At 58.5% G+C, this 24,644-nt stretch carries 25 protein-coding genes and 3 tRNA genes; 14 read left to right on the top strand and 14 right to left on the bottom strand.

What is annotated here, in order from left to right; all coding sequences use genetic code 11:
* The gene (locus ACR0C5_RS06300) at nucleotides 1-2,589 is read right to left on the bottom strand and encodes an ATP-dependent helicase (RefSeq protein WP_480875345.1); all 2,589 of its coding nucleotides are present in this window, start codon (nucleotides 2,587-2,589) and stop codon (nucleotides 1-3) included.
* Between the two features lie 180 nt (nucleotides 2,590-2,769).
* Between ACR0C5_RS06300 and ACR0C5_RS06305 the strand changes: the two genes are divergently transcribed.
* The 4 genes from ACR0C5_RS06305 (at nucleotide 2,770) to ACR0C5_RS06320 (ending at nucleotide 9,765) form a co-directional block, all read left to right on the top strand.
* Complete coding sequence (locus ACR0C5_RS06305) at nucleotides 2,770-4,545, top strand: sensor domain-containing diguanylate cyclase (protein ID WP_480875347.1); 1,776 nt, start codon at nucleotides 2,770-2,772, stop codon at nucleotides 4,543-4,545.
* A gap of 39 nt (nucleotides 4,546-4,584) precedes the next feature.
* Nucleotides 4,585-5,721 carry an alpha-hydroxy acid oxidase gene (locus tag ACR0C5_RS06310; protein WP_480875350.1) on the top strand — a complete coding sequence of 379 codons (1,137 nt, stop codon included), beginning with the start codon at nucleotides 4,585-4,587 and terminating at the stop codon, nucleotides 5,719-5,721.
* 146 nt (nucleotides 5,722-5,867) lie between these two features.
* Nucleotides 5,868-9,305: a pyruvate carboxylase gene (locus ACR0C5_RS06315; RefSeq protein ID WP_480875352.1), complete on the top strand. Its 3,438-nt coding sequence runs from the start codon at nucleotides 5,868-5,870 to the stop codon at nucleotides 9,303-9,305.
* Nucleotides 9,306-9,381: 76 nt separating this feature from the next.
* Nucleotides 9,382-9,765, top strand: a complete 384-nt coding sequence (locus ACR0C5_RS06320; protein ID WP_170788315.1) for an MAPEG family protein — start codon at nucleotides 9,382-9,384, stop codon at nucleotides 9,763-9,765.
* 15 nt (nucleotides 9,766-9,780) lie between these two features.
* Here ACR0C5_RS06320 and ACR0C5_RS06325 read toward each other — a convergent pair whose 3' ends face one another.
* The gene (locus ACR0C5_RS06325; RefSeq protein ID WP_480503179.1) at nucleotides 9,781-10,077 is read right to left on the bottom strand and encodes a hypothetical protein; all 297 of its coding nucleotides are present in this window, start codon (nucleotides 10,075-10,077) and stop codon (nucleotides 9,781-9,783) included.
* A 4-nt stretch (nucleotides 10,078-10,081) separates the two neighbouring features.
* On the opposite strand from ACR0C5_RS06325, the gene ACR0C5_RS06330 reads away from it, so the two are divergent.
* From ACR0C5_RS06330 to ACR0C5_RS06340, 3 genes are all read left to right on the top strand, one after another.
* Nucleotides 10,082-10,156 (top strand) — tRNA-Gly (locus ACR0C5_RS06330).
* Nucleotides 10,157-10,192: 36 nt separating this feature from the next.
* Nucleotides 10,193-10,267: transfer RNA gene (locus tag ACR0C5_RS06335), tRNA-Gly, on the top strand.
* 83 nt (nucleotides 10,268-10,350) lie between these two features.
* Nucleotides 10,351-11,217, top strand: a complete 867-nt coding sequence (locus tag ACR0C5_RS06340) for a GNAT family N-acetyltransferase (RefSeq protein WP_170788313.1) — start codon at nucleotides 10,351-10,353, stop codon at nucleotides 11,215-11,217.
* Here the strand turns inward: ACR0C5_RS06340 and ACR0C5_RS06345 are convergent.
* Nucleotides 11,214-11,453, bottom strand: a complete 240-nt coding sequence (locus tag ACR0C5_RS06345; protein WP_170769191.1) for an Lrp/AsnC family transcriptional regulator — start codon at nucleotides 11,451-11,453, stop codon at nucleotides 11,214-11,216. The two genes, ACR0C5_RS06340 and ACR0C5_RS06345, sit on opposite strands and share 4 nt — an antisense overlap.
* A 155-nt stretch (nucleotides 11,454-11,608) precedes the next feature.
* Between ACR0C5_RS06345 and hisB the strand changes: the two genes are divergently transcribed.
* Both hisB and hisH read left to right on the top strand, forming a co-directional pair.
* Nucleotides 11,609-12,196, top strand: coding sequence for an imidazoleglycerol-phosphate dehydratase HisB (gene hisB / locus ACR0C5_RS06350; RefSeq protein ID WP_480875356.1), 588 nt, complete (start codon nucleotides 11,609-11,611; stop codon nucleotides 12,194-12,196).
* Nucleotides 12,197-12,835, top strand: a complete 639-nt coding sequence (hisH, locus tag ACR0C5_RS06355) for an imidazole glycerol phosphate synthase subunit HisH (protein WP_480503180.1) — start codon at nucleotides 12,197-12,199, stop codon at nucleotides 12,833-12,835.
* 4 nt (nucleotides 12,836-12,839) lie between these two features.
* Here hisH and ACR0C5_RS06360 read toward each other — a convergent pair whose 3' ends face one another.
* Nucleotides 12,840-13,238 (bottom strand): DUF2147 domain-containing protein, encoded by a 399-nt coding sequence (locus ACR0C5_RS06360; RefSeq protein ID WP_170784082.1) that lies wholly within the window; start codon nucleotides 13,236-13,238, stop codon nucleotides 12,840-12,842.
* A 132-nt stretch (nucleotides 13,239-13,370) separates the two neighbouring features.
* Between ACR0C5_RS06360 and hisA the strand changes: the two genes are divergently transcribed.
* Nucleotides 13,371-14,090, top strand: coding sequence for a 1-(5-phosphoribosyl)-5-[(5-phosphoribosylamino)methylideneamino]imidazole-4-carboxamide isomerase (gene hisA / locus ACR0C5_RS06365; RefSeq protein ID WP_170784080.1), 720 nt, complete (start codon nucleotides 13,371-13,373; stop codon nucleotides 14,088-14,090).
* Nucleotide 14,091: 1 nt separating this feature from the next.
* Here hisA and ACR0C5_RS06370 read toward each other — a convergent pair whose 3' ends face one another.
* Nucleotides 14,092-14,484: a DUF302 domain-containing protein gene (locus ACR0C5_RS06370; RefSeq protein WP_170769827.1), complete on the bottom strand. Its 393-nt coding sequence runs from the start codon at nucleotides 14,482-14,484 to the stop codon at nucleotides 14,092-14,094.
* Nucleotides 14,485-14,658: 174 nt separating this feature from the next.
* Between ACR0C5_RS06370 and hisF the strand changes: the two genes are divergently transcribed.
* Genes hisF through ACR0C5_RS06385 form a run of 3 tightly spaced genes read left to right on the top strand, consistent with a single transcriptional unit; the run spans nucleotide 14,659 to nucleotide 16,360 of the window.
* Nucleotides 14,659-15,420 (top strand): imidazole glycerol phosphate synthase subunit HisF, encoded by a 762-nt coding sequence (gene hisF / locus ACR0C5_RS06375; protein ID WP_480875360.1) that lies wholly within the window; start codon nucleotides 14,659-14,661, stop codon nucleotides 15,418-15,420.
* Nucleotides 15,417-15,734, top strand: a complete 318-nt coding sequence (locus ACR0C5_RS06380) for a phosphoribosyl-ATP diphosphatase (RefSeq protein ID WP_170769185.1) — start codon at nucleotides 15,417-15,419, stop codon at nucleotides 15,732-15,734. The genes hisF and ACR0C5_RS06380 overlap by 4 nt, the downstream gene beginning before the upstream one ends.
* 32 nt (nucleotides 15,735-15,766) lie before the next feature.
* Nucleotides 15,767-16,360, top strand: a complete 594-nt coding sequence (locus tag ACR0C5_RS06385) for a hypothetical protein (protein ID WP_237217130.1) — start codon at nucleotides 15,767-15,769, stop codon at nucleotides 16,358-16,360.
* A gap of 1 nt (nucleotide 16,361) precedes the next feature.
* Here the strand turns inward: ACR0C5_RS06385 and ACR0C5_RS06390 are convergent, their stop codons facing one another.
* The 4 genes from ACR0C5_RS06390 to rlmB form a co-directional block, all read right to left on the bottom strand.
* Complete coding sequence (locus tag ACR0C5_RS06390) at nucleotides 16,362-16,832, bottom strand: CoA-binding protein (protein WP_170769184.1); 471 nt, start codon at nucleotides 16,830-16,832, stop codon at nucleotides 16,362-16,364.
* Between the two features lie 199 nt (nucleotides 16,833-17,031).
* Nucleotides 17,032-17,442 (bottom strand): YHS domain-containing (seleno)protein, encoded by a 411-nt coding sequence (locus tag ACR0C5_RS06395; RefSeq protein WP_170769183.1) that lies wholly within the window; start codon nucleotides 17,440-17,442, stop codon nucleotides 17,032-17,034.
* 146 nt (nucleotides 17,443-17,588) lie between these two features.
* Nucleotides 17,589-17,891 carry a hypothetical protein gene (locus ACR0C5_RS06400; RefSeq protein WP_170769182.1) on the bottom strand — a complete coding sequence of 101 codons (303 nt, stop codon included), beginning with the start codon at nucleotides 17,889-17,891 and terminating at the stop codon, nucleotides 17,589-17,591.
* Nucleotides 17,872-18,645: a 23S rRNA (guanosine(2251)-2'-O)-methyltransferase RlmB gene (rlmB, locus tag ACR0C5_RS06405; RefSeq protein ID WP_170769181.1), complete on the bottom strand. Its 774-nt coding sequence runs from the start codon at nucleotides 18,643-18,645 to the stop codon at nucleotides 17,872-17,874. The genes ACR0C5_RS06400 and rlmB overlap by 20 nt, the downstream gene beginning before the upstream one ends.
* Before the next feature lie 116 nt (nucleotides 18,646-18,761).
* Here rlmB and ACR0C5_RS06410 point away from each other — a divergent pair.
* Nucleotides 18,762-18,845: transfer RNA gene (locus ACR0C5_RS06410), tRNA-Tyr, on the top strand.
* 137 nt (nucleotides 18,846-18,982) lie between these two features.
* On the opposite strand, the gene ACR0C5_RS06415 is transcribed toward ACR0C5_RS06410, so the two are convergent.
* The 5 genes from ACR0C5_RS06415 to ACR0C5_RS06435 form a co-directional block, all read right to left on the bottom strand.
* A complete protein-coding gene (locus tag ACR0C5_RS06415) occupies nucleotides 18,983-19,504 on the bottom strand; it encodes a DUF2478 domain-containing protein (protein ID WP_480875364.1) in 522 nt (173 codons plus the stop codon).
* Nucleotides 19,505-19,575: 71 nt separating this feature from the next.
* Complete coding sequence (locus tag ACR0C5_RS06420) at nucleotides 19,576-20,241, bottom strand: NnrU family protein (protein ID WP_170769179.1); 666 nt, start codon at nucleotides 20,239-20,241, stop codon at nucleotides 19,576-19,578.
* A gap of 105 nt (nucleotides 20,242-20,346) precedes the next feature.
* A complete protein-coding gene (locus ACR0C5_RS06425; RefSeq protein ID WP_170769178.1) occupies nucleotides 20,347-22,407 on the bottom strand; it encodes an ABC transporter permease in 2,061 nt (686 codons plus the stop codon).
* Nucleotides 22,404-23,453 (bottom strand): quaternary amine ABC transporter ATP-binding protein, encoded by a 1,050-nt coding sequence (locus ACR0C5_RS06430; RefSeq protein WP_170769177.1) that lies wholly within the window; start codon nucleotides 23,451-23,453, stop codon nucleotides 22,404-22,406. Before ACR0C5_RS06430 ends, ACR0C5_RS06425 begins: the two co-directional genes overlap by 4 nt.
* Nucleotides 23,454-23,463: 10 nt before the next feature.
* Nucleotides 23,464-24,414 carry an ABC transporter substrate-binding protein gene (locus ACR0C5_RS06435; RefSeq protein WP_480503190.1) on the bottom strand — a complete coding sequence of 317 codons (951 nt, stop codon included), beginning with the start codon at nucleotides 24,412-24,414 and terminating at the stop codon, nucleotides 23,464-23,466.
* Nucleotides 24,415-24,644: the final 230 nt, after the last annotated feature.

Consider the following 24,644-nt stretch of genomic DNA (forward strand, 5'->3'; position numbering starts at 1 on the left):
CTAAAACGGCACGTCGTCCTTGGCGGTCAGGAAACGCGCAACCACCTTTTTGACGCCTGCCTTGTCGAAATCGACCTCGACCTTGTCGCCCTCGATACCGATCACCGCGCCGTAGCCGAATTTCTGGTGAAAAACCCGCTCACCCAGCGTGAAACTGGCCACTGCGGTCGCATCAATCACCGTATTGCGGCTTTCGCGGGGCTGAGACATCCCATATTGCCCCTGACGCGCCTGCATCCGCTTCCACCCCGGTGAGTTGTAGACATCCGCCTTTACCGCGCGGGTTTCAATAGTCGCCGCCGGTTGAGCGCCGCCATAAAGCCCCGGAGGCGTCAGCACCTCCACATGATCCTCGGGCAATTCGTCGATGAACCGCGAGGGCAGCATCGATTGCCATCCACTGAAGTCTCGTGAAAAAATCATACGATTGGCAACGAAGGAAATCGTACAGACTTCTTCAGCTCGGGTGATACCGACGTAGGCCAGCCTTCGTTCTTCCTCCAACCCCTTAACGCCAGACTCGTCCATAGAGCGCTGAGACGGAAACAACCCCTCCTCCCAACCCGGCAGGAACACGGCGGGAAACTCCAGCCCCTTGGCGGCGTGCAGTGTCATGATCGAGACTTTTGGCTCGTCTTTGTCTTGTTCATTGTCCGAAACCAGGCTTACGTGCTCAAGAAAACCTTGCAGATTCTCGAAGTCTCGCAACTGGATGACCAGTTCTTTCAGATTTTCCAACCGCCCCGCGGCATCATGATCGCGCGGCATACGCTCGGGTCTTGGATCCATCTTCAGTTCTTCATCAGAAAGGGGTTTTAGATAGCTTTCCGCGTACCCACTTTCGTCCAATATGATCTGAGCCAAATCAATATGCGAAACCTTGGGAGTGCTGTATCGAAGTGGCGTAGCACCATCATCGATCACGGAATCATCGTCAACTTCGATCTGTGGACCGCGCGTCATCGCATTCCAGCGCAAGATGCTATCAATCAATTCTCTCAAAGAAGCAGCGCCTTTGCCTTTAATCAATCCCCGGTCGATCGCGATGCGCGCACCTTCGACCTGCGACCTGCCTTCCTCTCGAGCGACAATCTGAATGGTTTGCTGCGCTTTCGCACCCAAATAGCGCTTCGGGGTATTTACAATCCTTTCGAAAGCCAGATCATCGTCAGGACTTACGACAACTCGGAAGTAGGCGATCGCATCTCTTATTTCCAGCCTGCGGTAGAACGGCACTCCTCCAACAATTCGATATGGCATACCGATCTTCAGAAACCGGTCCTCAAGTAATTTCATTTGGTGCGTCGCTCGAACCATTATAGCGACTTCATCCAGTTCCATTGGTCGCGCACCGCGCGTGCCCCTTTGCAGTGCGTCGATCTCCTCGCCGATCCAGCGGGCCTCTTCCTCGCCATCCCAATGGCCTATCAGGTTGACCTTGTGGCCGTCTTCTGCATCCGTCCAAAGCTCTTTACCCAAACGGTTTTCATTGCCGCGAATGACGTTCGAGGCGGCAGCCAGAATATGCGGGGTCGAGCGGTAATTCTGCTCTAGCCGCACCACAAACGCGCCGGGAAAGTCCTTTTCGAACCGCAGGATATTGCCCACCTCGGCCCCGCGCCAGCCATAGATCGACTGGTCATCATCGCCCACGCAACAGATATTCTTATGCCCTCCGGCCAGCAGTCGCAGCCATAGATATTGAGCGACGTTGGTGTCCTGATATTCGTCCACGAGGATGTATCGGAACCAGCGTTGGTACTGTTTCAACACATCCTCGTGCTGCTGAAAGATCGTGACCATGTGCAGCAACAGGTCGCCGAAGTCGACGGCGTTCAGCTCCAGCAGTCGGCGCTGATACGCGGCGTAGAGCTCAATGCCTTTGTTGTTATACGCTCCGGCATCTGCAGCGGGCACTTTGTCGGGCGTCAGTGCGCGGTTCTTCCAATCGTCGATAATTCCGGCCAACATACGCGCCGGCCAGCGCTTGTCGTCAATATTGGCTGCCTGAATCAATTGCTTGAGAAGACGCAACTGGTCGTCGGTGTCCAGAATGGTGAAGTTCGATTTCAAGTGAAGCGCTCGATCGGCAACTTGCTCTTGTGGACGAGGAACTGGTCCAACATCATAGTTTGAGGCTTCTTGCATCCCCAATGGATCGACAAGCCCATCAGATTTGTCTGCGGCCGGAAGCACCTGACCATCTCCAACCAATTCCGCATGTCGGCGCAGCAGCTTGACGCAAATTGAGTGGAAGGTACCCAGCCAAGGCATTCCCTCGGCCGGCTGGCCCAACAATCGACCCACACGGTTTTTCATTTCGCGCGCGGCCTTGTTCGTGAATGTCACCGACAGAATCTCATTCGGGCGGGCTCGCCCGGTGCTGAGCAGATGCGCGATCCGCGCTGTCAGCGCTTTGGTTTTACCCGTTCCCGCCCCGGCCAACATCAGAACTGGACCTTCCAAACGCTCCACCGCCTCGCGCTGCGCAGGGTTCAGATCGTCCAGATAGGGGGAAGGTCGCGCAGCCATCGCGCGCGCGGACAGGGATGCGCCCTCGAAGGCGTCCATTTCGTCGGAACTGCTCATACCCGCAAACTACGCCGGATCAGTCCCGAGGGAAAGAGTTTGTTCACCCCTTGTTCGCAAAGAGTTTTGTAGAAGGTTCCAATCAATTCTAATCAACTCCTCTGATTTGCGCAGACAAAAGTTAACCTTCCGTCAAAGCTTGCACCTGATGCTTCCAGCCAAAGAAGTGGGAGCGCGAAAATGGAAACCAATACAGAAACAACCGGGGCATCCCGCTTGAAAATGGCCGCCATCATATTGACTTTGATGGCTCTGACTGCGGTGTCCGGCTGGGGAATCTATGCGGTACCAACGCTGGTCGTAGATCGGATGCTGGAAGCAGACCTGCGTAAAGAAGCAACGCAACTGGGCAAACAAGTCACCTCTCATCTTAATGATGTAGAAGCCAAGTTCCAGACGGGATCTATTGGAATTCATGACCAGGAGTTTCTGGAACTGTTGCCGGCGACTTCGGACATCTACCGATTTAAACTGTTCAATGCGGATGGCGGCGTGTTCTGGTCGACCCGGTCTGCGGACGTGGGAACCGTGAATTCCAAGCCCTATTTTCAATCCGTTATCCGGCAGGGAAATATCTATTACAAACACGAAGAAAAACCTCTGACCGAAGTCGACGACTATGAAGGAACGGCCATTCACGCCTCTGGTCCTGAAACCCGTCATGTGGCCGAAATCTATACGCCAATCATCCGCGACGGTGAGTTTCTTGGCGCGATCGAATTCTATTCCGACATCACCGATGTTCGAAATCTGTTCATTGATCGCGTTCGCTTGTCGCTTTTCATTCTAAGTGCCGTTGCGCTTCTGGCCTTCAGTATCGTGACGCTGGTTGTCTATCGCAGCAACCGCCGACAGATGCGTAGCCTACGCGGGCGTGCGGTGAAAGAGCGCCAATTGATGGATGAACAACTCCGCCTGGCCCGCGAAGTTCGGTTACTGGGCGAATTGAACGAGTGGCTGCAATCCAGCCAGTCTCTGGATGAGCTTTTCGACATGGTTTCACGGTTTATGACGCATATCCTGCCCGAGGCCGAGGGGAGCGTCTATGTTTATTCGAACTCCCGCGATGTGCTGGATGGCTGCGCCAGTTGGAACGGGGCAGAGCATAAGGCGCATATTCATCCCGAAGGCTGTTGGGGCCTGCGGCGCGGCCGCACCTATGAGTTCGGCGCGTCCGAAATTGATTTCGTCTGCGAGCACGCCGAACCGCATGATGGTCGCCCGTATTTCTGCTTTCCGATCCTCGCACATGGCGAAACTGTCGGATTGCTGCACTTGCAAGCGTTGGAGGGGCGTAAAGATTGCTTCCATTCCAGCAAGAAATTGGCTCAACTTTGCGCCGAACAGATCAGTATGGCGATTGCCAACGTGCGGATGCGTGATCAACTGCATGACCAATCTGTCCGCGACCCGCTGACCGGGCTTTTCAATCGCAGACACATGACAGAGACTTTGCGCAAGTCCATCAACCGCAGCCAACAGACCGGTGCCCCGCTAAGCTTGATTGCAGTGGATGTGGACCATTTCAAGAAGTTTAACGACACCCATGGGCATGATGCGGGTGACATGGTTTTGCGGGCGGTTGGCTCGGCGCTGGAGCAAGGATGCGACCGGGATGAGGTCGCCTGCCGGATCGGAGGAGAGGAATTCATGTTGATCCTGCCGGACAATCGCCCAGAGGATGCGGTAACCCGCGCAGAACACTTGCGTCAGGCGGTCGAGGCGGTCACGGTTCGCTACGGTGAAAAGGCGTTGCCGCGCATCACGATTTCGGTTGGCGTGGCCCATTATCCGGCCCATGGGGCAATGCCGCAGGACCTGATGCGCGCGGCGGACGACGCCCTATATGCGGCTAAGGACAAAGGGCGCAATCAGGTGCAGGTGGCCGGCGATGCGCAGAACGCACCAGAAGCTCTTCGTCCCGTGAAAACCGCTTTGGGCAAAGCAAAACCTTAAAATCCTTGCCGAATCGCCCGTTTGGTCAGATCAAACGGCATGGATTTACACAGCCTCTACCCCGGCATAGCCGACCTGAAACGCCGTGCGCAGCGTCGTATCCCTCATTTCGTATGGGAATATCTGGACAGTGGCACGGGAATCGAAGCGACCCTGCGCAGGAATCGTGTCGGATTAGATCGCCTGGGGTTCGCACCTTCGATCCTGCACGGCCCAATCGAATGCGACACACAGGTGGAATTTCTGGGTCGCACCTATCCTATGCCTGTTGGCGTCGCGCCTATTGGGATGGCGGGACTGATCTGGCCGGACGCCGAGGGACTGCTGGCCCGTGCAGCCGCAGCAGCCAGACTGCCCTTCACGCTGTCGAACGTGGCGGCCCAAAGCCCCGAGGATGTCGCCCCGCATCTGGGCGATGACGCCTGGTTCCAACTGTATCCGCCAAAAGACCCGGATATCCGGCGCGACCTGTTGGACCGAGTTCAGCAAGCCGGGTTCTCAACCCTTGTACTGACCGCAGATGTTCCGGTTGCATCCAGACGTGAACGGCAGACACGCTCCGGGCTGACCAATCCGCCGAAGCTTACGCCAAAGCTACTGGCTCAGATCGCACAACGCCCGGCTTGGGCCATGGCCATGGCACGCAGCGGGCCTCCGCGTATGCGGACTTTGGACAAATATACCGACAACTCAAGCAACCTGCCTCCGACGGCGCATGTGGGTTACCTGCTCAGAACTTCGCCGGACATGGAATATGTGCACTGGCTGCGTGATGCGTGGGACGGGCCGCTGATCGTCAAGGGCGTGATGCGCCCCGAAGATGCCGAGCCGTTGAAGCAAGCGGGGGTGGACGCGCTCTGGGTATCGAATCACGGTGGCCGCCAATTCGATGGCGCCCCTGCCGGGATTGACGTGCTGCCTGCCATTCGTGAGGCAACCGATTTACCGCTTATCTTTGACAGCGGCGTTGAAGGCGGCCTCGATATCTTGCGTGCGCGCGCCTCCGGAGCGGATTTTGTCATGTTGGGACGGGGCTTTATGTATGCCCTGGCCGCGCTGGGTGCTGCGGGACCAGCGCATGTCATCGACATATTGCGACAGGATCTGAAGGCCAATATGGGACAACTAGGAGCCCGAACGCTGGAAGAAATCCCACCAATTTTAACGTTGGATTGATGCTGCAGCGCAGCATGTGTATTAAGAAAGCGCCACAAAAGGGCGTTTGCGAGCGTTAACATGCCGGTTCTACCCAGAACGACTGATATACGCGCACGTATTGTCCGCCTATCAACACGGCCAAACCACAAAGACCGGGACCGACAATGACCGACTTCAAAAAGATCCTGATTGCCAACAGGGGCGAGATTGCCATTCGCGTGATGCGCGCAGCCAACGAGATGGGTAAACGCACCGTTGCCGTCTTTGCAGAAGAAGACAAGCTGGGCTTGCATCGTTTCAAAGCGGATGAGGCATATCGCATCGGCGAAGGGATGGGCCCGGTTGCTGCTTACCTCAGCATTGACGAGATCATCCGCGTTGCCAAGGAATGCGGTGCAGACGCGATCCACCCCGGCTATGGGCTGCTGTCCGAAAATCCGGACTTCGTGGATGCCTGCGTGCAGAACGGCATCACTTTCATCGGCCCAAAGGCCGAAACCATGCGCGCCCTTGGTGACAAAGCGAGTGCCCGCAAGGTTGCCATCGCTGCTGACGTGCCGGTTATCCCCGCCACGGAAGTTCTGGGCGACGATATGGCCGCGATCAAAGCCGAAGCCGCCGAGATCGGGTACCCGTTGATGCTGAAAGCCAGCTGGGGCGGCGGCGGACGCGGGATGCGCCCCATCAACTCGGAAGACGAGTTGGAAGAAAAGGTTCTGGAAGGCCGCCGCGAAGCTGAAGCTGCCTTTGGCAATGGCGAGGGGTATCTGGAAAAGATGATCACCCGCGCCCGCCACGTCGAAGTTCAGATACTGGGCGACAAGCATGGCGAGATTTATCACCTATACGAACGTGACTGTTCAGTTCAGCGCCGCAACCAGAAGGTCGTGGAACGCGCCCCTGCCCCGTATCTGAGTGAAGAACAACGTGCGGAAATCTGCGAGCTGGGTCGCCGCATCTGCGCTCATGTAAACTATGAATGCGCGGGCACGGTTGAATTCCTGATGGATATGAATACCGGCAAGTTCTACTTCATCGAGGTGAACCCGCGCGTACAGGTCGAACACACTGTCACCGAAGAAGTCACCGGCATCGACATCGTCCAGGCTCAGATCCTGATCGCAGAGGGCAAGACACTGTCTGAGGCCACCGGCAAAGCCAACCAAGATGAGGTACAACTGAACGGTCACGCCCTGCAAACGCGCGTAACGACCGAAGATCCGCTGAACAACTTTATCCCGGATTATGGCCGCATCACTGCCTATCGCTCGGCCACTGGTATGGGCATCCGGTTGGATGGCGGCACGGCCTATGCGGGCGGGGTGATCACGCGGTATTATGACTCGCTGCTGACCAAGGTTACTGCCTGGGCGCCAACGCCCGAGAAAGCAATTGCGCGGATGGACCGCGCGCTGCGCGAATTCCGGGTGCGCGGTGTTTCGACCAATATTGCGTTTGTCGAGAATCTGCTGAAACACCCGACCTTCCTGTCGAATGAATACACCACCAAATTCATCGACGAAACACCAGACCTGTTCACCTTCAAGAAACGCCGTGACCGGGGCACCAAGGTTCTGACCTATATCGCGGATATCACCGTGAACGGGCATCCCGAAACCAAAGACCGCCCAATGCCGCGCGCCGATCTGAAAGACGCGCGCCCACCTGCGTTGAAGGGTGAGCCCAAGATGGGCACCCGCAACCTGCTGGAACAGAAAGGTCCGCAGGCTGTTGCCGACTGGATGAAAGCGCAGCGCCAGCTGCTGATCACCGACACCACCATGCGTGACGGGCATCAGTCGCTGTTGGCCACCCGGATGCGCTCGATCGATATGATCAAAGTGGCCCCGACCTATGCCGCGAACCTGCCGCAGTTGTTCTCAGTCGAATGCTGGGGCGGTGCGACCTTTGATGTAGCCTACCGCTTCTTGCAGGAATGCCCGTGGCAGCGCCTGCGCGACCTGCGCGAAGCGATGCCGAACCTGATGACCCAGATGCTGCTGCGCGGCGCGAACGGTGTTGGCTACACCAACTACCCCGACAACGTGGTGCAGGAATTCGTCCGTCAGGCGTCGCAGAATATCGACGTGTTCCGCGTGTTCGACTCGCTGAACTGGGTCGAGAATATGCGCGTGGCGATGGATGCAGTCGTTGAGAACGGAAAGATCTGTGAGGGCACCGTTTGTTATACCGGTGATATTCTAGACCCGGATCGCTCGAAGTATGACCTGAAATACTATGTCGGCATGGCGAAAGAGCTGCGCGATGCAGGTGCTCATATCCTTGGCCTGAAAGATATGGCGGGTCTGCTGAAACCGGCCTCGGCCAAAATCCTGATCCGCGCGCTGAAAGAAGAGGTCGGTCTGCCGATCCACTTCCACACGCACGACACTGCTGGCATCGCAAGCGCCACCATTCTGGCCGCGTCCGAGGCGGGCGTGGACGCGGTGGATTGCGCGATGGACAGTTTCTCGGGCAACACCTCGCAAGCGACGCTGGGTACCGTGGTCGAGGCGCTGCGCCATACCGAGCGTGATACCGGTCTGGACATCAAAGCCATCCGCGAAATCAGCGATTACTTTGAGGCGGTGCGCGGCCAATACGCCGCCTTCGAATCCAGCCTGCAGGCCCCAGCCTCCGAGGTCTACCTACACGAAATGCCCGGTGGTCAGTTCACCAACCTCAAAGCGCAGGCGCGCAGCTTGGGGCTGGAGGAACGCTGGCACGAGGTCGCCCAAATGTATGCCGACGTGAACCAGATGTTCGGCGATATCGTCAAGGTGACGCCCTCGTCCAAGGTGGTTGGCGACATGGCGCTGATGATGGTCAGCCAGGGCCTGACCCGCGATGATGTGGAAAGCCCGTCAACGGATGTGGCCTTCCCCGACTCGGTCGTGGACATGATGCGCGGCAATCTGGGCCAGCCTCCGGGCGGGTTCCCGGACACGATCATCAAGAAGGTGCTAAAGGACGAATCGCCCAACACCCAGCGCCCCGGCAAGGACGTGCCTGCGGTCGATCTGGAAGCCACCCGTGCAGATCTGTCCAAGCAGTTGGATGGCAAAGAGGTCGATGACGAGGACCTGAACGGCTACCTGATGTATCCCAAGGTCTTCCTGGATTACATGGGCCGCCACCGCACATATGGTCCAGTCCGTACTCTGCCTACCCGCACCTTCTTTTATGGTATGAATCCGGGTGAAGAAATCACAGCCGAGATCGACCCCGGAAAGACGCTGGAAATCCGGTGTCAGGCCATTGGCGAGACAGATGAGAACGGCGAGGTCAAAGTCTTCTTCGAACTCAACGGGCAACCCCGCGTCATCCGCGTGCCAAACCGATTGGTGACCGCGTCCACACAGGCTCGCCCCAAGGCCGAAGCGGGCAACCCAAACCACGTGGGCGCTCCGATGCCCGGTGTTGTGGCCACTGTCAGCGTCACTTCAGGTCAGGAGGTAAAAGAAGGAGATCTACTGCTCACCATCGAAGCGATGAAGATGGAAACCGGCATCCATGCCGAACGCGACGCTGTGGTGAAGGCCGTCCATGTCCAGCCAGGCGGTCAGATTGACGCTAAGGACCTACTGGTCGAACTGGAATGAACGACCTAGTTTAGCTTCCAACTGGAGGGCCGCCCGGAAATCCGGACGGCCCTTTTCATGCGTCAGGGAGAAAAACATGCTGTCCATCACACCTATCTACGCCGCCGTCCTGGCGCTCATCTACATCGCTCTCAGCGGTTGGGTCATCACTAAACGCCGTGGCCACAAGATCTCTTACGGTGATTCCGGCAATAGCGAGATGCTCAAGGCGATCCGAACTCATTCCAACTTCGTCGAATACACCCCGTTCGCGCTGCTGCTGATCGCCATGGTCGAGCTTCAGGGCGCAAGCGGCCTGCTCGTCAATCTGCTGGGGCTGAGTTTGCTGGCCGGGCGCGTCCTGCATGCCTATGGGTTCGGCAAAACCCCGCAGATCGTTATCTTTCGACAGCTTGGTATGGTGCTGACATTCACCGCTCTTCTGGTCGCCGCTCTCGCGAACCTTGTTCTGGCGCTTTAGCCGCTGTCGCTGGGATCATCCCATCAGAACGCGTGTTTCAATCTTCGGAGCTTTCATAAGCTCCGGTTCCGCCTCGCCCAACCGGTCACCGTCCTGCACGCAAAATGCAGATGTCAAAACAATCAATGCGGCTAACAACGCCATTTTCATGTCTGCTATACGCGTCATATCCTCTGCTCCATCCTGTTGGTTTTGCAACGCTCTATGACTTGAACACGTCAGACCGGCATTTCCGTCGAAAGATTTTTCCTTTTTTTTGTATTTTTCCGCTTGCAGCCCCGCGTGGGAATTTATACATCCCTCCTCACTCAACGGCGCGGGCGTAGCTCAGGGGTAGAGCATAACCTTGCCAAGGTTAGGGTCGGGCGTTCGAATCGCCTCGCCCGCTCCATTGAGAGGTCTCCGGACCAAAACATATGTATCTGATGCGGGCGTAGCTCAGGGGTAGAGCATAACCTTGCCAAGGTTAGGGTCGGGCGTTCGAATCGCCTCGCCCGCTCCAGATACAGCATTTTTTCAAACTTTACTGGTGTCTTGCGGGATGTTGCGTCATTCTGAGGTCGTTAACGATTGCAGGATATTATTATGTCCAACTACACCATCCGCCCTCTGACCGAGGCGGAAGTCAAACAAGCCGTGGACTGGGCTGGCCGCGAAGGCTGGAACCCCGGGGTCCACGATGCCGAGTGTTTCAGGCCCACAGACCCCGACGGATTTATGGGCGGTTTTCTGGATGGGGAGATGGTCGCTTCGGTCTCAGCCGTGAATTACGACGATGCGTTTTCCTTTCTGGGGTTCTACATTGTCCGACCGGAATATCGCAGCCATGGTCACGGGCTTGAAATCGCAGGCCACGCGCTGGCCCATTGCGAAGGCCGCAATATGGGGCTGGATGGAGTGGTCGAGCAGCAGGACAACTATCGCAAATCCGGCTTCACATTTGCCTACAACAACTACCGCTTCGGCGCGCGGGTTCGGGATGTGCTGCCCAAGCTGGGGCAAGTTCTGGGCAATGGTGTAGCCTCGCTGTCAACCGCCAGCGAAGCTCTCAAAGCCTATGACCGCCAACTGTTTCCAGCGGCGCGCGACAACTTCCTGCAAAGCTGGCTGGGGGCCACCAGCCATATCTCTCGGGTTTATACCGAAAGTGGCCAGATCAGGGGCTATGCCACCCTGCGCCCCTGCAAGACGGGGTACAAGGTTGGCCCGCTGTTTGCCGACGACGCTGCAATAGCGCAGGCGCTGCTGGCAAGCCTCTTGGCGGCCATTCCCGTGGATCATCGCGATCACGATGTCTTTGTCGACATGCCGCAACCCAATGTGGCAGCATTCGCCATGGCCGATCAACTGGGATTGGACAAAGTGTTCGAAACCGCGCGGATGTATTCCGATCACGAACCGGATATCGACCTCAGCCGGATCTTCGGCGTGACAACGTTTGAACTGGGTTAGAACGCCTTGAACGTCATTGTAGTCAGTGATCGTTCGATGCCGGGAATCACCAGCAGATTTTCGTTGATGAAATGGCCCACATCCTCTGCCTCGGGGATGTAAAGCTTCAGCAACAGATCGTATTCGCCGCTGGTCGAGTACAGCTCGGAGTGGATTTCGCGCAGAGCGATTTCTTCGGCCACTTTGTAAGTGGTGCCGGGTTTGCAGCGGATCTGGATGAAAACGCAGGTGGACATGGGCCGGACCTTGTTGGTTTGAGTTGCTCGCAAGCTGGCACGGGGCGGGCCGGGGTGCAATCCCCTGCAACAGATTGCGGCGAATGCTGCATGCGCTCTGGATATGGCCGCCCTACCCCGTCTATAAGCGCGCCTGTAGCAAAAGGAATTCGCCCATGCGCAGCGCAAAGATCAGCCGTCAGACCGCCGAGACCGAGATCACCGTCGAGGTCAATCTAGATGGCACCGGCACCTATGACAATCAGACCGGTGTGGGGTTCTTCGATCACATGCTGGATCAGCTGGCGCGTCACTCGCTGATCGACATGACCATCCGCGCCAAGGGTGACTATCACATCGACGACCACCACACGGTCGAGGATACCGGCATCGCGCTGGGTCAGGCGCTGACGCAAGCACTGGGCGACAAGAAGGGCATCCGTCGGTACGGCGAATGCCATCTGCCTATGGATGACGCACAGGTGCGTTGCGCGCTGGATCTATCGGGCCGTCCGTTCCTGATCTGGAACGTGGACCTGCCGACAGCCAAGATCGGCACGTTCGACACCGAGTTGGTGCGCGAATTCTTTCAGGCGCTCAGCACCCATGGCGGCGTCACGCTGCATATTGACCAGCTGCACGGTTTCAACAGCCACCACATCGCCGAGGCCACCTTCAAGGCCGTCGCCCGCGCCCTCCGCCTGGCGGTCGAGACCGACCCGCGTAAGGCGGATGCGATTCCGTCCACGAAAGGCGCGCTGTAAATGCTGACAGCGATCATCGACTACGAAAGCGGCAACCTGCACTCGGCCGAAAAGGCGTTTCAGCGCATGGCGCGGGAATTGGATGCGGGTGAGGTTGTTGTGACTTCGGATGCAGATGTCGTAGCGCGCGCCGACAGGTTAGTCTTGCCCGGTGACGGAGCCTTTCCAGCCTGTGCGGCCGAACTGCGTGGGCACAAGGGTATCCACGACGCTATGGTTGAAGCGGTGGAGCAAAAAGGTCGCCCGTTTCTGGGCATTTGCGTCGGGATGCAGCTGATGGCGTCAACGGGCCACGAATACACTGACACCGACGGACTGGGCTGGGTTGCGGGCGATGTTGTGCGGATTGAGCCGTCAGACAGCGCGCTGAAAGTGCCGCATATGGGCTGGAACGATCTGGTGCTGGAAAGCGATCACCCGGTGTTTGACGGAGTGGAATCCGGCGATCACACCTATTTCGTCCATTCCTACCACTTCAGGGTCACCGACCCGGCGCAGCGTCTGGCTTATGTGGACTATGGGCAGGAGGTCACGGCCGTGATCGGCCGTGACACAATGGTTGGAATGCAGTTCCACCCTGAAAAAAGTCAGGATGTGGGGCTGCGCATGATCGGAAACTTCCTAACCTGGGCCCCATAAGGGCTTACTGAACGCGCGACCAGGTCTGGCCGCGGCAGATCAGACCACCCGCGACACAGCCTTTGACGGTCAACGAGTTGCCGCTCAGCGCCATTTTCGAGTTATACGTCTTGTCGCGGTCCGGTGCCCAGATCTTACCGTTGTCATAGGCTCCGCCACCTTCGGGAATCATGTCCCAGATCATCTGTTTGCCGTCATGCTCGTAGTTCAATACCTGGTTGCCTGACGCATCAAAAGCGCTATCGATGGTGCCGCAGATTGCGCTGCCGCACTCGGCAATCGACACGTGCAGATATTCGCCGTCATCACCGGGCTCTGTTTTCCAGATGCCATCTACAGGATCGGCGGACGCGACGGTTGCCAGTGCCGTCAGGGCTGCTGCCGCAAGGATCGTGTGTTTCATAGAAATCTCCCTTTTACCCCCATAGTCTGTCCCGAATATCGGTCTGTGAGCAACTATGACCCCGCGTCGCGTTGCATCCCCTACCTGCCTTGTGCGATATCCCGCCACAACGACAGTGAAAGAAGGCCCGATATGATCCTTTACCCCGCCATCGACCTCAAAGACGGCCAGGCCGTGCGCCTGTTGCGCGGTGAAATGGACAAGGCAACAGTGTTCAATGACGACCCCGCGGCGCAAGCTAAAGCCTTTGTCGATGCCGGGTGCGAATGGCTGCATCTGGTTGATCTGAACGGTGCTTTTGCCGGTGAGCCGGTCAATGCTGCTCCGGTCGAGGCGATTCTGGCCGCCTGTAAAGTTCCTGCGCAGCTGGGCGGTGGGATTCGTGACCTGAAAACGATCGAAACCTGGATCAGCAAGGGGCTCGCACGCGTGATTCTGGGCACCGTGGCGGTCGAAAACCCCGATCTGGTCCGCGAAGCGGCGCGCGAATTCCCCGGCAAGGTCGCCGTGGGAATCGACGCACGCAACGGCATGGTCGCCACCAAAGGCTGGGCCGAGGAAACAGACGTGCAGGTCACAGACCTTGCCCGCAGTTTTGAAGACGCAGGCGTCGCGGCCATCATCTATACCGATATCAACCGCGACGGCGCGATGCAGGGCCCGAATATCGAGGCGACCGCCGCCCTCGCCCGCGCCGTATCGATCCCGGTGATCGCTTCGGGTGGTGTCAGTTCGTTGGACGATCTGATCGCCCTGCGCGATTGCGGCGTAGAGCTGAATGGCGCCATCTCGGGCCGTGCACTCTATGATGGCGCGATTGACCTGAACGAGGCCATTCGCGCTCTAAAGTGACTTACTGTGCGGCAGCGGCGGTCAGCTTGGCCAGCGCGCCGCGCATCTTTTCGACGACGGGCGCGTTAGAGACGCCATTCAAATCGTCCAAGGTCTCTTTCGGGTCCTCATAGGCCAGCCAGACCTGCCCCTCGGCGTCCTCATAAGCCTGAACCTTCAGCGGCAGGAACAGCCCGGCGCGCGGATCGATCTGCATGGCGGGCGTGCCCAGCGCAGGGTTGCCGAAGATCAGCACCTGATTGGCTGGAATTGGCGTGCCCACCTTCTCGGCCCCTGCGGCGTGGTCAACGCGGGCAAAGACCGTTGCGCCTGCATTGCCAACGGCAGCCTCGAGCGCGTCCAGCGCCTCGGTCACGGATTTGTCTGTTTCAACTTTGATGATGTCGTCTGCCATGGCGGACAGTGCCCCTCCGAATGTGAGTATTGAAGCCAGAATAAGATGTCGCATCTCGATAATCCTTTTCATGAATTTCATCCTTAATTTCCACGGCTTCGCGGCAGATCACAATCACAAGTCTGGCATCGGCGGGGCTTTGCCGTTACAGGTGCGCCAACAAAGGACATCGCCATGCTGAAAACCCGCATCATTCCCTGCCTGGACGTCGCTGATGGCCGCGTAGTCAAGGGCGTAAACTTCGTGGGTCTGCGCGATGCCGGCGATCCGGTGGAATCGGCCAAAGCCTATGATGAGGCTGGTGCGGATGAGATCTGTTTTCTGGACATCCACGCCACCCATGAAAACCGAGGCACCATGTTCGATGTAGTGCAGCGCACCGCGGAACAGTGTTTTGTCCCCCTGACCGTGGGCGGCGGCGTGCGCACCAAGGATGACGTTCGGGCGCTGCTGCTAGCGGGGGCGGACAAGGTCAGCTTCAACTCGGCCGCCGTGGCCAACCCCGCTGTCATCGCCGAAGCAGCGGACCAGTTCGGCAGCCAATGCATTGTCTGCGCCATCGACGCCAAAACCGTCAGCCCCGGCAAGTGGGAGATTTTCACGCATGGCGGTCGCAAGCCCACTGGTATTGACGCTGTCGAGTTTGCCAAAACCGTTGTCGCCAAGGGCGCGGGTGAGATTCTGCTGACTTCGATGGACCGCGACGGCACCAAGGCGGGGTTCAACCTGCCTCTGACCCGCGCCATTTCCGATGCGGTGGACGTGCCGGTGATCGCCTCGGGCGGGGTCGGCAATCTGGACCATCTGGTCGAAGGCGTGATCGAAGGCGGGGCCAGCGCCGTCCTGGCAGCCTCGATCTTCCATTTCGGCGAATACACCATCCGCGAGGCCAAGGAACACATGGCCGCCGCAGGCATCCCGATGAGGCTGACATGAGCATACTGCACGATCTGGCCGCCACGATTGAGGCCCGCAAAGACGCTGACCCCGACAGCAGCTGGACCGCCAAGTTGTTGGCGAAGGGCCCCGAAAAATGCGCCGAGAAGTTCGGAGAAGAGGCCATCGAGGCGATCATCGAAGCCACCAAAGGCGACGTGAAAAAGTTGACGTCAGAGGCTGCGGACGTACTGTATCATCTGCTTGTCATGCTGGCGGCCCGCGACGTGGCGCTAGACGATGTGCTGGCTGAACTGGCTCGCCGTCAAGGCATCAGTGGCATCGCAGAAAAAGCTGCGCGTTCAAAGGGGTGACGACCGTCACAATCGCGCTTTAAGATGGCTGCATGACCCTTCGCTTAGGAATCTTGGCGCTGATCAGGCCGATTTTGTTCATGCTGGCCCTTGTTGTACTGGGCGCTTGCGCGACCGCTCCTCGGTCGACGCCGGAGGATGTGCAGCGTTTGGCCACTGAAATACGAAGCCTCGGGCCGGGCATCGACCCTGAAGAGGCAGACCGGGCGGCCCAGATCGCCTATGCCTATACCGCACAGTTGGCGCAGGAATATCAGATCACCGATCCTCCGTTGATCCATAATGCCAAGGTCAACAAGGGCCTGCGTCCCCGCGGGCTGTGCTGGCACTGGGCCGAGGACATCGAACGCCGCCTGGATCAGGAACAGTTCCGAACGCTTGAGATGCACCGCGCCATTGCGAATGCTGACAACCCATTTCGAATTGACCACAGCACAGCGATCATCAGCCGCAAGGGCGAGACGATGTATGACGGCGTGATTCTGGACCCCTGGCGGTATGGTGGCGTCCTGTTTTGGTCCCCCCTGCCCGAGGACACCCGATATGACTGGGTCCCGCGCGAGACCGTTCTGGAAAAACGACGCGCCGAACAATACGGTGCACTGCTGCCCTATGCAGGCGAATAGCTCAAAGCTTGGATGAGATCACTCCGGTGGCGAACCCACCCATACGCAGCTCTCCGAACAGGCGTTGGTATTCGATCTTGGGGCAACGGCTCATCACAACATCAACCCCGCGCGCCTGCGCCTTGGCGGCCGCTTCGGGATGTTCTACGCCGATCTGCATCCAGATCGTGCGCAGGTTCGGGAAGGCGTCCAACGCCGCGTCGACGATCGGGGGAACCGCCTCGGACCGGCGAAAGATATCGACCATATCGACCGGTTCGTCGATTTCAGACAGGGACGCCCGCACCGTATTGCCGAACAAGTCTTTGCCCGCATGTCCGGGATTGACCGGAATGACCGTGTAGCCTTTCAACGACAGGTAGCGCGCCACGTAATAGCTGGGGCGCACCGGATTCATCGACACACCAACAACGGCCACTGTCTTGGTACGTTTCAGGATGTCAGTCAGGAAAGCATCGGTATAGTCGGTCATGCGGCCACCTTATGCGCCAAGGACCAAAGAAAAAAGCGCCCAGGTAAAGACCTGGGCGCAAGGTGTTGGAACGAGGGACAGTGAAATGACCCGCGGCAGTTCCGTTCCGCGGTCACTGTGACATTTAAGCATGTCTTGGTTAAAAAAAAGAGGGGGTGCGCATTTTTGTGATGACAGATCACGAAAAGCGGAACTTCGCCTAGTTTTCGTAAAGGACAACGGGCCAATGCGCCTCGGCCATTTCGATGTAACCGGCAGTATCCTGTATCCACATACGCTCAATCTCGCGCGAGTGAGTCAGATAGAGCCGCCCGTCAATCACACGCCACAGCGCTGGGTCGGTACTGACCAGCTCACCCTGTGCCATCGCATAGGCGCAATAGCCGCCGAATTGCGGGGCGTAGGCCCGTGGGTTCATTTCAAACGCGGCTTGGTTTTCGGCTGTTGCAAAGTGCCATTCAGCCCCTTTCCACACGACCGAATACTCTGGCAGACCGCGAACAGGTGCACCATCCCCGAAATAGGACACCACATCATAGCCGGCCATAGCTGCGCCGTCCGTTTTGTAGAAAACGGGCAATTCCTGCGCAAACGCGGCAGGAGCAATCATAGCGGCACAAATTGCACCAAAGAGAAAACGTCGGTTCATCATCATAGCGCGTTCATTAGAAAGTCAGGGTATCAAGATGCAATTCTTTAACGCATCTGAAACCCCAATTAACGCGGATGTGAACGGTCGTGCCCGAATAAACTGAGTTAGTCGAAAATATCCTCTATCACATCCCACGCCTCATCGAACACGCGCGAGAATACGCCCTTTTTCTTCTTCTTTTTGGCTTTCCGTGGCTTTTCGTATCTGCGATCCGGTTTGGGCTCGGGCAGTTTACGCTTGGGCACCATTTTCAGGTCGTGCAAGGGGGCGCCGCAGCTTGAGCAACTAAGCTCATGGCGCTGCTTGCCTTTCAGCACCAATGCGGCCCGCGTGCCGCAATAGCAGCAGGTGGCAATTTTCGAAGGGGTGGAAATGGCGCGCTCCTGTCTATCTGTGTCTCGATGCATATAGGGCAATCGCCGCCGCATTTGAGACGTTCAGAGACCCAAAACCGCCCGCTGCGTCGATTTTCACCAGATGATCCACGGTTTCTTTGGTCTTTTGCCGCAATCCCGGCCCCTCAGCCCCCAGCACCAAGGCGACCGGCTGGTCGAACCGGCCATCCAGCGTCTCTTCAATTGTTTGCTCGGCCTCTCCGTCCAGGCCCAGGACCAGAAAACCCATATTCTGCAGCTCGACAATGGTATCGGCCAAATTGCGCATGCGCAGGTAAGGTTGCCGCTCCAACGCGCCGCTGGCCGTTTTGGCCAAAGCGCCAGTTTCCGGGGCCGAGTGATGTCGCGTGCCGATGACCGCACTGGCCCCCAGGACCTCAGCCGAGCGCAGAATCGCCCCCACGTTATGTGGGTCGGTTACACGGTCCAGCAGGATGACACGCGGGTGTTCACGCCCGATACAGTTCTCGGCCAATCCGCCCCAGTCCAGCGGCTTGACCTCAAGCGCCGCGCCCTGATGCACCGAGCCGGGATCGATTGGAGCCGTAAATTTCCGCGGATCGACCATTTCGGCCTCGACCCCTGCAAATTCAATGGCTTCGCTCAACTTGTCACGGGCATTCCGGGTTACGATCAGACGCAGCTTCTGTCGTTTCGGGTTCATCAGGGCATCGCGCACAGCGTGCAGGCCGAACAGCCACACGGTTTCAGAAGCCGCCGCCTTGCGCGCCTGTTCCTTTTCAACGACCCACTTGGGTTTCTTCATTTCTTGGGCCTCCGGGCCGGGAATTCGGTTTCCTGCGCCAAAGCGGTATTTTCCTGTTGACGCTCGTTTAAGGCGCTAGTAATCACGCCTCCACGTCAGGTGCAACGCCTGACAGTGGGCGACAGGCCGCAAGGTGTGGCAGGGGACTGTAACTCCCTCGCGGAGACGCACGCCTGGTTCGATTCCAGGGTCGCCCACCATCTTCCCCAGATGGTGACAAAGCGCAACATGCTGCATTCGGTGCGTTGCGTTTTCTGGCTTTCCCGATCGCCTTTTTGCAAAAAACGCCCTTGGCGGACCAAAGGCGTTTTGTAGACTTACCTGCAAAGGACTTGGCTTAGGCAGCATCAGCCCTTTGTGCGGAAACGCGGTTGAACCAGTCGATGATCGCATCCAGATCTGGTGCAATTTCTTCCGCGGCGCCGCCGGTAAAGTCCTGAAATTTCTCTTTGTTCAGGCCATTCACGCCGACCAGAACCGGGATGTCCTGTGCCAGTGCCTCGGCGATGACGGGACGAAAGCCGCGCCCGTCGGCTTCGTGCTTCCCGAATTTGTTGACGATCAGCAACTGCGGCGCATCCTCCAGCGAGGCCGTGACATAGCCCACGGCTTGCTCCAGCGCGGCAGGGTCCAGACGGCAGCCGCGAGACTGCGTTCCCAGCGATTGCGAGATGCGGATAGTCTCACCTTCGGGCAGGACACGCACGTCCATATCGCACTTGGTTTTGTCGGCGCATTCGGTGTTGGTTTGCACCACACCCGACAGCCGGGCACCGGATTTCAAAAGCTGTTCTGCGGCCGCACTCAACAAGCGGTCGGTCGCGCCGCGATCGGTGGTGGTTACATAGGCCAGGTACATTCGGGGACCCTCGTCGTAAAACTGTGACATTCCAGATAGCACGCAAGATGCGGTCCGGCCACTCTTCTGCGCTACGGCAGCGGAGAAAGCCCGATCACAGCTGCGTGCAGGTGAAGCAGAACCGCAAAAGCAGCAAGTGAGGCCAGCCAGACCCAAAGGGGCGGCCAGGGATGCGGGGCGCGCAGGGAAAAGCGCGCGGTGTTGCGGGACAGGCGAATCCATTCGATGCCCATCTCCCGGGATTTGCGCCGGTCGATCAGAGCCATACCCATCGCGGCAAAGCCCCCAAACAGACCGAACAGGATCACATGCGACAGGCTGCCATTGGCCAGCAGATGCGCCAGCGCCCAAAGCATCAGCGCCGCCAGCACCGGATGGCGCGTGCTGCTCAGGATGCCCGGGTTTTCCGGATCAAACGCGCGCTGACCCAGCCCGCAGAACGAGAACGGGTTCTGGATCGCCATCCCGGAGACGGCAAGCCAGCAGACCACCGGCATGACTAGCAAAGGCACCCAGCGGAAGAGCGTCCAGGGCGGGATTACCTCGACATACGGCGCCCGGGCAGCAGCGATAATCAACCAGCCCAAAACCAGAAGTGACAGCACGGAATAGGCCGCGAAATACCCTTTGCGCCCCAGCACCGTGATCAACTGCCCGCGCACGACGGGACGTGCCGGAATGGCATGTGTCAGCAGAAAGGTGATCAGCGCTGCAAGGAAAAGAACCCAACCGGTCATAAGATGCTCCGAACCTGTTGCGCCCGGTCTAGTCCTGCGCGGCGGGTCCGTCTTTGTCCGAAATCAAGTGGCGGGCGGGGCGGTCACGCCGCCCCCTGCCCTTTGTTACAGGCCCAGCGCCTTGCGGCGTTCTTCGGCAAATCCCTGAACCATACGGTCGGCAATCAGCGCCAGAATGGCCATCGCCGCCCCGGCCGAGATGCCAAGCCCAACATCCGCCTGCCCCAGCGCCAGATAGATCGACTGGCCCAGGCCGGTGGTGCCGATCAGCGCCGCGATCACCAGCATCGCAAAGGCATACAGGATTGTCTGGTTCAGCCCCAGCAGGATGGTCGGCGCGGCATAGGGCGCGCGGACATCGCGCATGATCTGCCACTCGGTCGCGCCGCTGGAAATGGCGGCCTCCATCATCTCGGCTGGTGTGTTGACCAAGCCGTGCCGCGTGTAACGGATCATCGGCACGACCGCGTAAGCGCAGATCGCCAGAAAGGCCGAGAACTCGCCGATCTGAAACACCATCAGCACCGGGATCAGGAACACGAACAGAGGGATCGTCTGCAACATGTCACAGATCGGACGGACGATTTTCCAAACGGGTTCCCAAACCGCGCTGGCCAGACCGATCAGCCCGCCGACCACGGCACAGGAAAACACCGCCGCACCGCTGAGGTAGAGCGACAACAAGGCACGCTCCCACAGGCCCGAGACAAGGATGGTGCAAAGCAGCCCCACTGACAGCGCAGCCAGTCGCCAGCCGCCTGCAACATAGCTGAGGGCAGCGGCACCGGTTAGGACAAACGGCCATGGCAGGTTCGCAATGCCGGTTTCCAACATGCCGATCAGGATCAGCACAACCAGCCCTCCGGTCAGATGCCCGCGCCATGCCATCAGCGCCGCGATGACGGCAGCCGCAGCGAACAGGCCATAGCTCATGCCCGGTGTCCACTGAAAGCCCCATGTGAACGGCAGCACTGCTTGGTCGAGACCAATCCGCAGTGGCAGCAGCACATAGAACAGCGAGTTGTTCTTGAGCGCATCCAGCCAAGGGCCGTTGGCCTGAGTGAAGGCGGTCAGACCGCTGTCGATGGCCCCGGCCATCGGGTCCAACAGGGTCAAATCAGAGGGGTTCGGAAGCCACAGCCAGAAGGCCGCAGTGAACAGCACGGTAAAGCCCAGCACCGCCCAGACGACTCGCTGGTCATAGCGTTTGCGTTCGGTGGCGAGCGTGCCGCTCATCCGGTCGATGACTACAGCAAACACCACGATCACGAGACCGGCCATCAGGGATTCGCCAAACTGCGCCTTGCGCATGGTCAGTAGAACTTCCCAGCCGATATCGTTGAAGCCTCCGATAACGGCGGCGATGATTACCATCGACAAGGCGGCCATCAGGCATTGGTTCACACCGACCATGATCTGCGTTGCAGCCGCTGGAATCTCCACCTGAAACAGTTGCTGGAACCGGGTTCCGCCGGACATGATGGCGGCCTCTTTGATCTCGGGTTCGACCCGTTCCAGCCCCAGCATCACGTTGCGCGCCATGGGCGGCGCAGCATAGATGGCCGAGGCGATAAGACCCACCACCGGGCCAAAACCAAAGAGCAGCAGCAAAGGCGTCAGATAAGCGAAGGTCGGCACGGTCTGCATGACGTCCAGCACGGCTTGAACAAAGTTTTTCACGCGGGGGATCTCATTGGCCAGAATGCCGATCCCTCCACCCACAACCAGCGCCACTGGGACCGAAACGGCCACCAGCGCCAGAGTGTTCATGCTTTCAGCCCAATAGCCCGAGGCCAGCACGAAGCTGAGGCCGAAGAACCCCAGCGCCGCCATGGGCAGCCCGCCCAGATACCAGCCCAGCGCGGTGACAAGCCCAATCAGGATCGGCCATGGCGTATTTGCCAGAACAAAATTCGCCGCATCCATCGGATAGGTCATCAGGTCGGAAAACAACCGCATCGCCGGTTTGATGCCGTTCAGGAACCAGTCGAGGAAGGCTCCGACCCACTGCGTCGCCGGCATCTCCCATGCGGTGGGCCATTTAACCAGCCACGGGGCAATACCCTCAAGCGCCAGACACAGCGCGCCGACGACAACAGTAATCAGTGCCGCCTTGGCTCCGATCGTCAGGCGCGCCTGTGCAGGGATGTCCGTGATCGCCGTCATGTCTCATCCACCTGCAGCGCCGCAGCCAGATCGGACGGGTGAACCGTGCCGACGATATTGCCCGCCTCATCCCGCACTGGCACCGGTTCGTACAGCTCCATGCAATGCGCCAGCGCAGCGTCCAATGTCATACTGGTTGTCAGACCGGGATCGTCCGGGCCACGCTCGGACTCGTCGCGCATGACCGAGGCGACCTTGGCGTGTTGGCCCTTGGCGACGTCTTTCGAGAATTCGCGTACATAGTCATCAACCGGGCGCAGCACGATATCGGTGGGCGTGCCGATCTGCACGATCTTGCCATCGCGCATGATCGCGATGCGGTCGGCCAGTTTCAGCGCCTCTTGGATATCGTGAGTGATAAAGACGATGGATTTCTTCAACGTCGCCTGTATGCGCAGGAATTCGTCCTGCAACTGACGACGGATCAGGGGATCGAGGGCCGAGAACGGCTCATCCAAAAACCAAATGTCGGGGTTCACGGCAAGACTGCGGGCGATGCCCACACGTTGCCTCTGACCGCCCGATAGCTGCCGTGGGAAGCTGTCTTCGCGCCCCTCAAGGCCGACCAATGAGATCACCTCTTGCGCGCGGGCCAGACGTTCCTTTTTACCAACGCCTTGAACACGCAGCGGATAGGCCACGTTTTCGGCGACGGTCATATGGGGGAACAGGCCGAAATGCTGGAACACCATGCCCAGCTTTTTGCGGCGCAGGTCCGTCAGTACCTTTTTCGAGGCTCCAATAACGTTCTCGCCATCCACGCGGATTTCTCCACCCGTGCCGGGCAGCAATTGCGAGATACAGCGGATCAGCGTCGATTTACCCGAACCCGACAGGCCCATGATAACGAAAAGCTCCCCCTCTTTGACCTCGAAATTGGCATCCTGCACGGCGGGAATGAACCCGCGTTCGCGCAAGTCTGTGGCGGCTTTGTCGGCGTCATTCCCTGACCGAGACAGCGCGTCGGTCAGGGCCTTGTCTGCACCGGGGCCAAAGACCTGCCAGAGATTCTGGCAGGCAATGGCTGGTGTTTGTGCGTCAGTCACTTAGGCAGACTCACTGAGTTGCCGCGTCAACAACCGGACGCCACTTGCCTTCGTTTTCGGCCATCCATGCGGCGACGACTTCCTCGACCTTACCGCCGTCGACGTCAATCGCGCCCATCATCGGCTGCTGATCTTCGACTGCCAACTGATAGTTGGTCAGAATTTCATAAGCTGCGGGCCACTTGTCTTCCATGCCGCTCCAGCTGGCCTTGAAGATGCGCGAGGGCGAGAAGTCACAATCATTCACCGCGTTGGGGTTCGGACCCCATGCGGGATCGTTGAAACAGGCTTCTTCACCGGCAGGCAGTTCAACGAATTGCACGTCATAGGCGGACATCGCCCAATGCGGTTGCCAGAAGGTGATCAGCAATGGTGATTTCCGCTCGGTCGAGGCACGCAGTTCGGCAATCAAAGCGCCTTCCGACCCGGCAGGAACAGCTTTGAACGGCAGTTCCAAACCGGTCATGCGGTCCGCACCCGGCGTACCCCAATCAGCCGGATAGTCTACCAGACGGCCACCAGGCAGTGTTTCTGCCGTCGCAAAGACCTGCGCGCAGTCTTTCAGAGCTTCCCATGCAGGCAAACCGGGGCACAAATCTGCCACGTGAGCAGGGTATGCGATGCCTTCCTTGGCATCCAGACCCAGATCACCGATCTCAACCACGGTGCCTTCGGAGACTTTCTTGGCGTATTCATCCGATACGTTCGAAGACCAGATCTCCAGCGTTGCGTCGATATCGCCATCGGCCAGCGCCTGGAACTGGTTCATCATGCCCGCGGTAACGTATTCAACGTTATAGCCTGCAGCTTTCAGCATCTCGCCGGCCACATGCGTCGTCACGTGCTGACCGGTCCATTCGTTGATGGCCAGTTTGATCGGCTCATCCACGGCGCCCATATCGGCGGCATAGGCCGATCCGGCGACGGTCATGGCCAAAAGGCTTACACTCAGTTTCTTCATCGACATTCTCCCTGTCTTCTTTGTGTTCGTCCGGCCGCACATGAAAACGGGCCAGAGCGTTTGATTCACGACATTTCCATGCCGCAACATGCACAAAATCAGCCGGAAAAGGGAAGCGAACAGTTGGGCCCGGCGCGGAAATCACGCGTAAGGTCCATCTGCCTGTCCCCCCTGCTGATACGTGCAGGATACCCTCGCCCTTCCTGTCTATCACACTTTTTCGAGCGGGA

This window comes from Ruegeria sp. N8, assembly GCF_056531325.1.

Coding starts and splice junctions, on each gene's coding strand:
- ACR0C5_RS06370 (WP_170769827.1), bottom strand. CDS start 14,484: ATGGCAGACGACATCATCAAAGTTGAAACAGACAAATCCGTGACCGAG.
- ACR0C5_RS06340 (WP_170788313.1), top strand. CDS start 10,351: ATGTCCAACTACACCATCCGCCCTCTGACCGAGGCGGAAGTCAAACAA.
- ACR0C5_RS06390 (WP_170769184.1), bottom strand. CDS start 16,832: ATGACCGACTATACCGATGCTTTCCTGACTGACATCCTGAAACGTACC.
- ACR0C5_RS06435 (WP_480503190.1), bottom strand. CDS start 24,414: ATGAAGAAACTGAGTGTAAGCCTTTTGGCCATGACCGTCGCCGGATCG.
- hisA (WP_170784080.1), top strand. CDS start 13,371: ATGATCCTTTACCCCGCCATCGACCTCAAAGACGGCCAGGCCGTGCGC.
- ACR0C5_RS06400 (WP_170769182.1), bottom strand. CDS start 17,891: ATGCATCGAGACACAGATAGACAGGAGCGCGCCATTTCCACCCCTTCG.
- ACR0C5_RS06310 (WP_480875350.1), top strand. CDS start 4,585: ATGGATTTACACAGCCTCTACCCCGGCATAGCCGACCTGAAACGCCGT.
- ACR0C5_RS06305 (WP_480875347.1), top strand. CDS start 2,770: ATGGAAACCAATACAGAAACAACCGGGGCATCCCGCTTGAAAATGGCC.
- ACR0C5_RS06315 (WP_480875352.1), top strand. CDS start 5,868: ATGACCGACTTCAAAAAGATCCTGATTGCCAACAGGGGCGAGATTGCC.
- ACR0C5_RS06380 (WP_170769185.1), top strand. CDS start 15,417: ATGAGCATACTGCACGATCTGGCCGCCACGATTGAGGCCCGCAAAGAC.
- ACR0C5_RS06300 (WP_480875345.1), bottom strand. CDS start 2,589: ATGAGCAGTTCCGACGAAATGGACGCCTTCGAGGGCGCATCCCTGTCC.
- ACR0C5_RS06385 (WP_237217130.1), top strand. CDS start 15,767: ATGACCCTTCGCTTAGGAATCTTGGCGCTGATCAGGCCGATTTTGTTC.
- rlmB (WP_170769181.1), bottom strand. CDS start 18,645: ATGAAGAAACCCAAGTGGGTCGTTGAAAAGGAACAGGCGCGCAAGGCG.
- ACR0C5_RS06360 (WP_170784082.1), bottom strand. CDS start 13,238: ATGAAACACACGATCCTTGCGGCAGCAGCCCTGACGGCACTGGCAACC.
- ACR0C5_RS06320 (WP_170788315.1), top strand. CDS start 9,382: ATGCTGTCCATCACACCTATCTACGCCGCCGTCCTGGCGCTCATCTAC.
- ACR0C5_RS06420 (WP_170769179.1), bottom strand. CDS start 20,241: ATGACCGGTTGGGTTCTTTTCCTTGCAGCGCTGATCACCTTTCTGCTG.
- ACR0C5_RS06425 (WP_170769178.1), bottom strand. CDS start 22,407: ATGACGGCGATCACGGACATCCCTGCACAGGCGCGCCTGACGATCGGA.
- hisH (WP_480503180.1), top strand. CDS start 12,197: ATGCTGACAGCGATCATCGACTACGAAAGCGGCAACCTGCACTCGGCC.
- hisF (WP_480875360.1), top strand. CDS start 14,659: ATGCTGAAAACCCGCATCATTCCCTGCCTGGACGTCGCTGATGGCCGC.
- hisB (WP_480875356.1), top strand. CDS start 11,609: ATGCGCAGCGCAAAGATCAGCCGTCAGACCGCCGAGACCGAGATCACC.
- ACR0C5_RS06395 (WP_170769183.1), bottom strand. CDS start 17,442: ATGATTGCTCCTGCCGCGTTTGCGCAGGAATTGCCCGTTTTCTACAAA.
- ACR0C5_RS06415 (WP_480875364.1), bottom strand. CDS start 19,504: ATGTACCTGGCCTATGTAACCACCACCGATCGCGGCGCGACCGACCGC.
- ACR0C5_RS06345 (WP_170769191.1), bottom strand. CDS start 11,453: ATGTCCACCTGCGTTTTCATCCAGATCCGCTGCAAACCCGGCACCACT.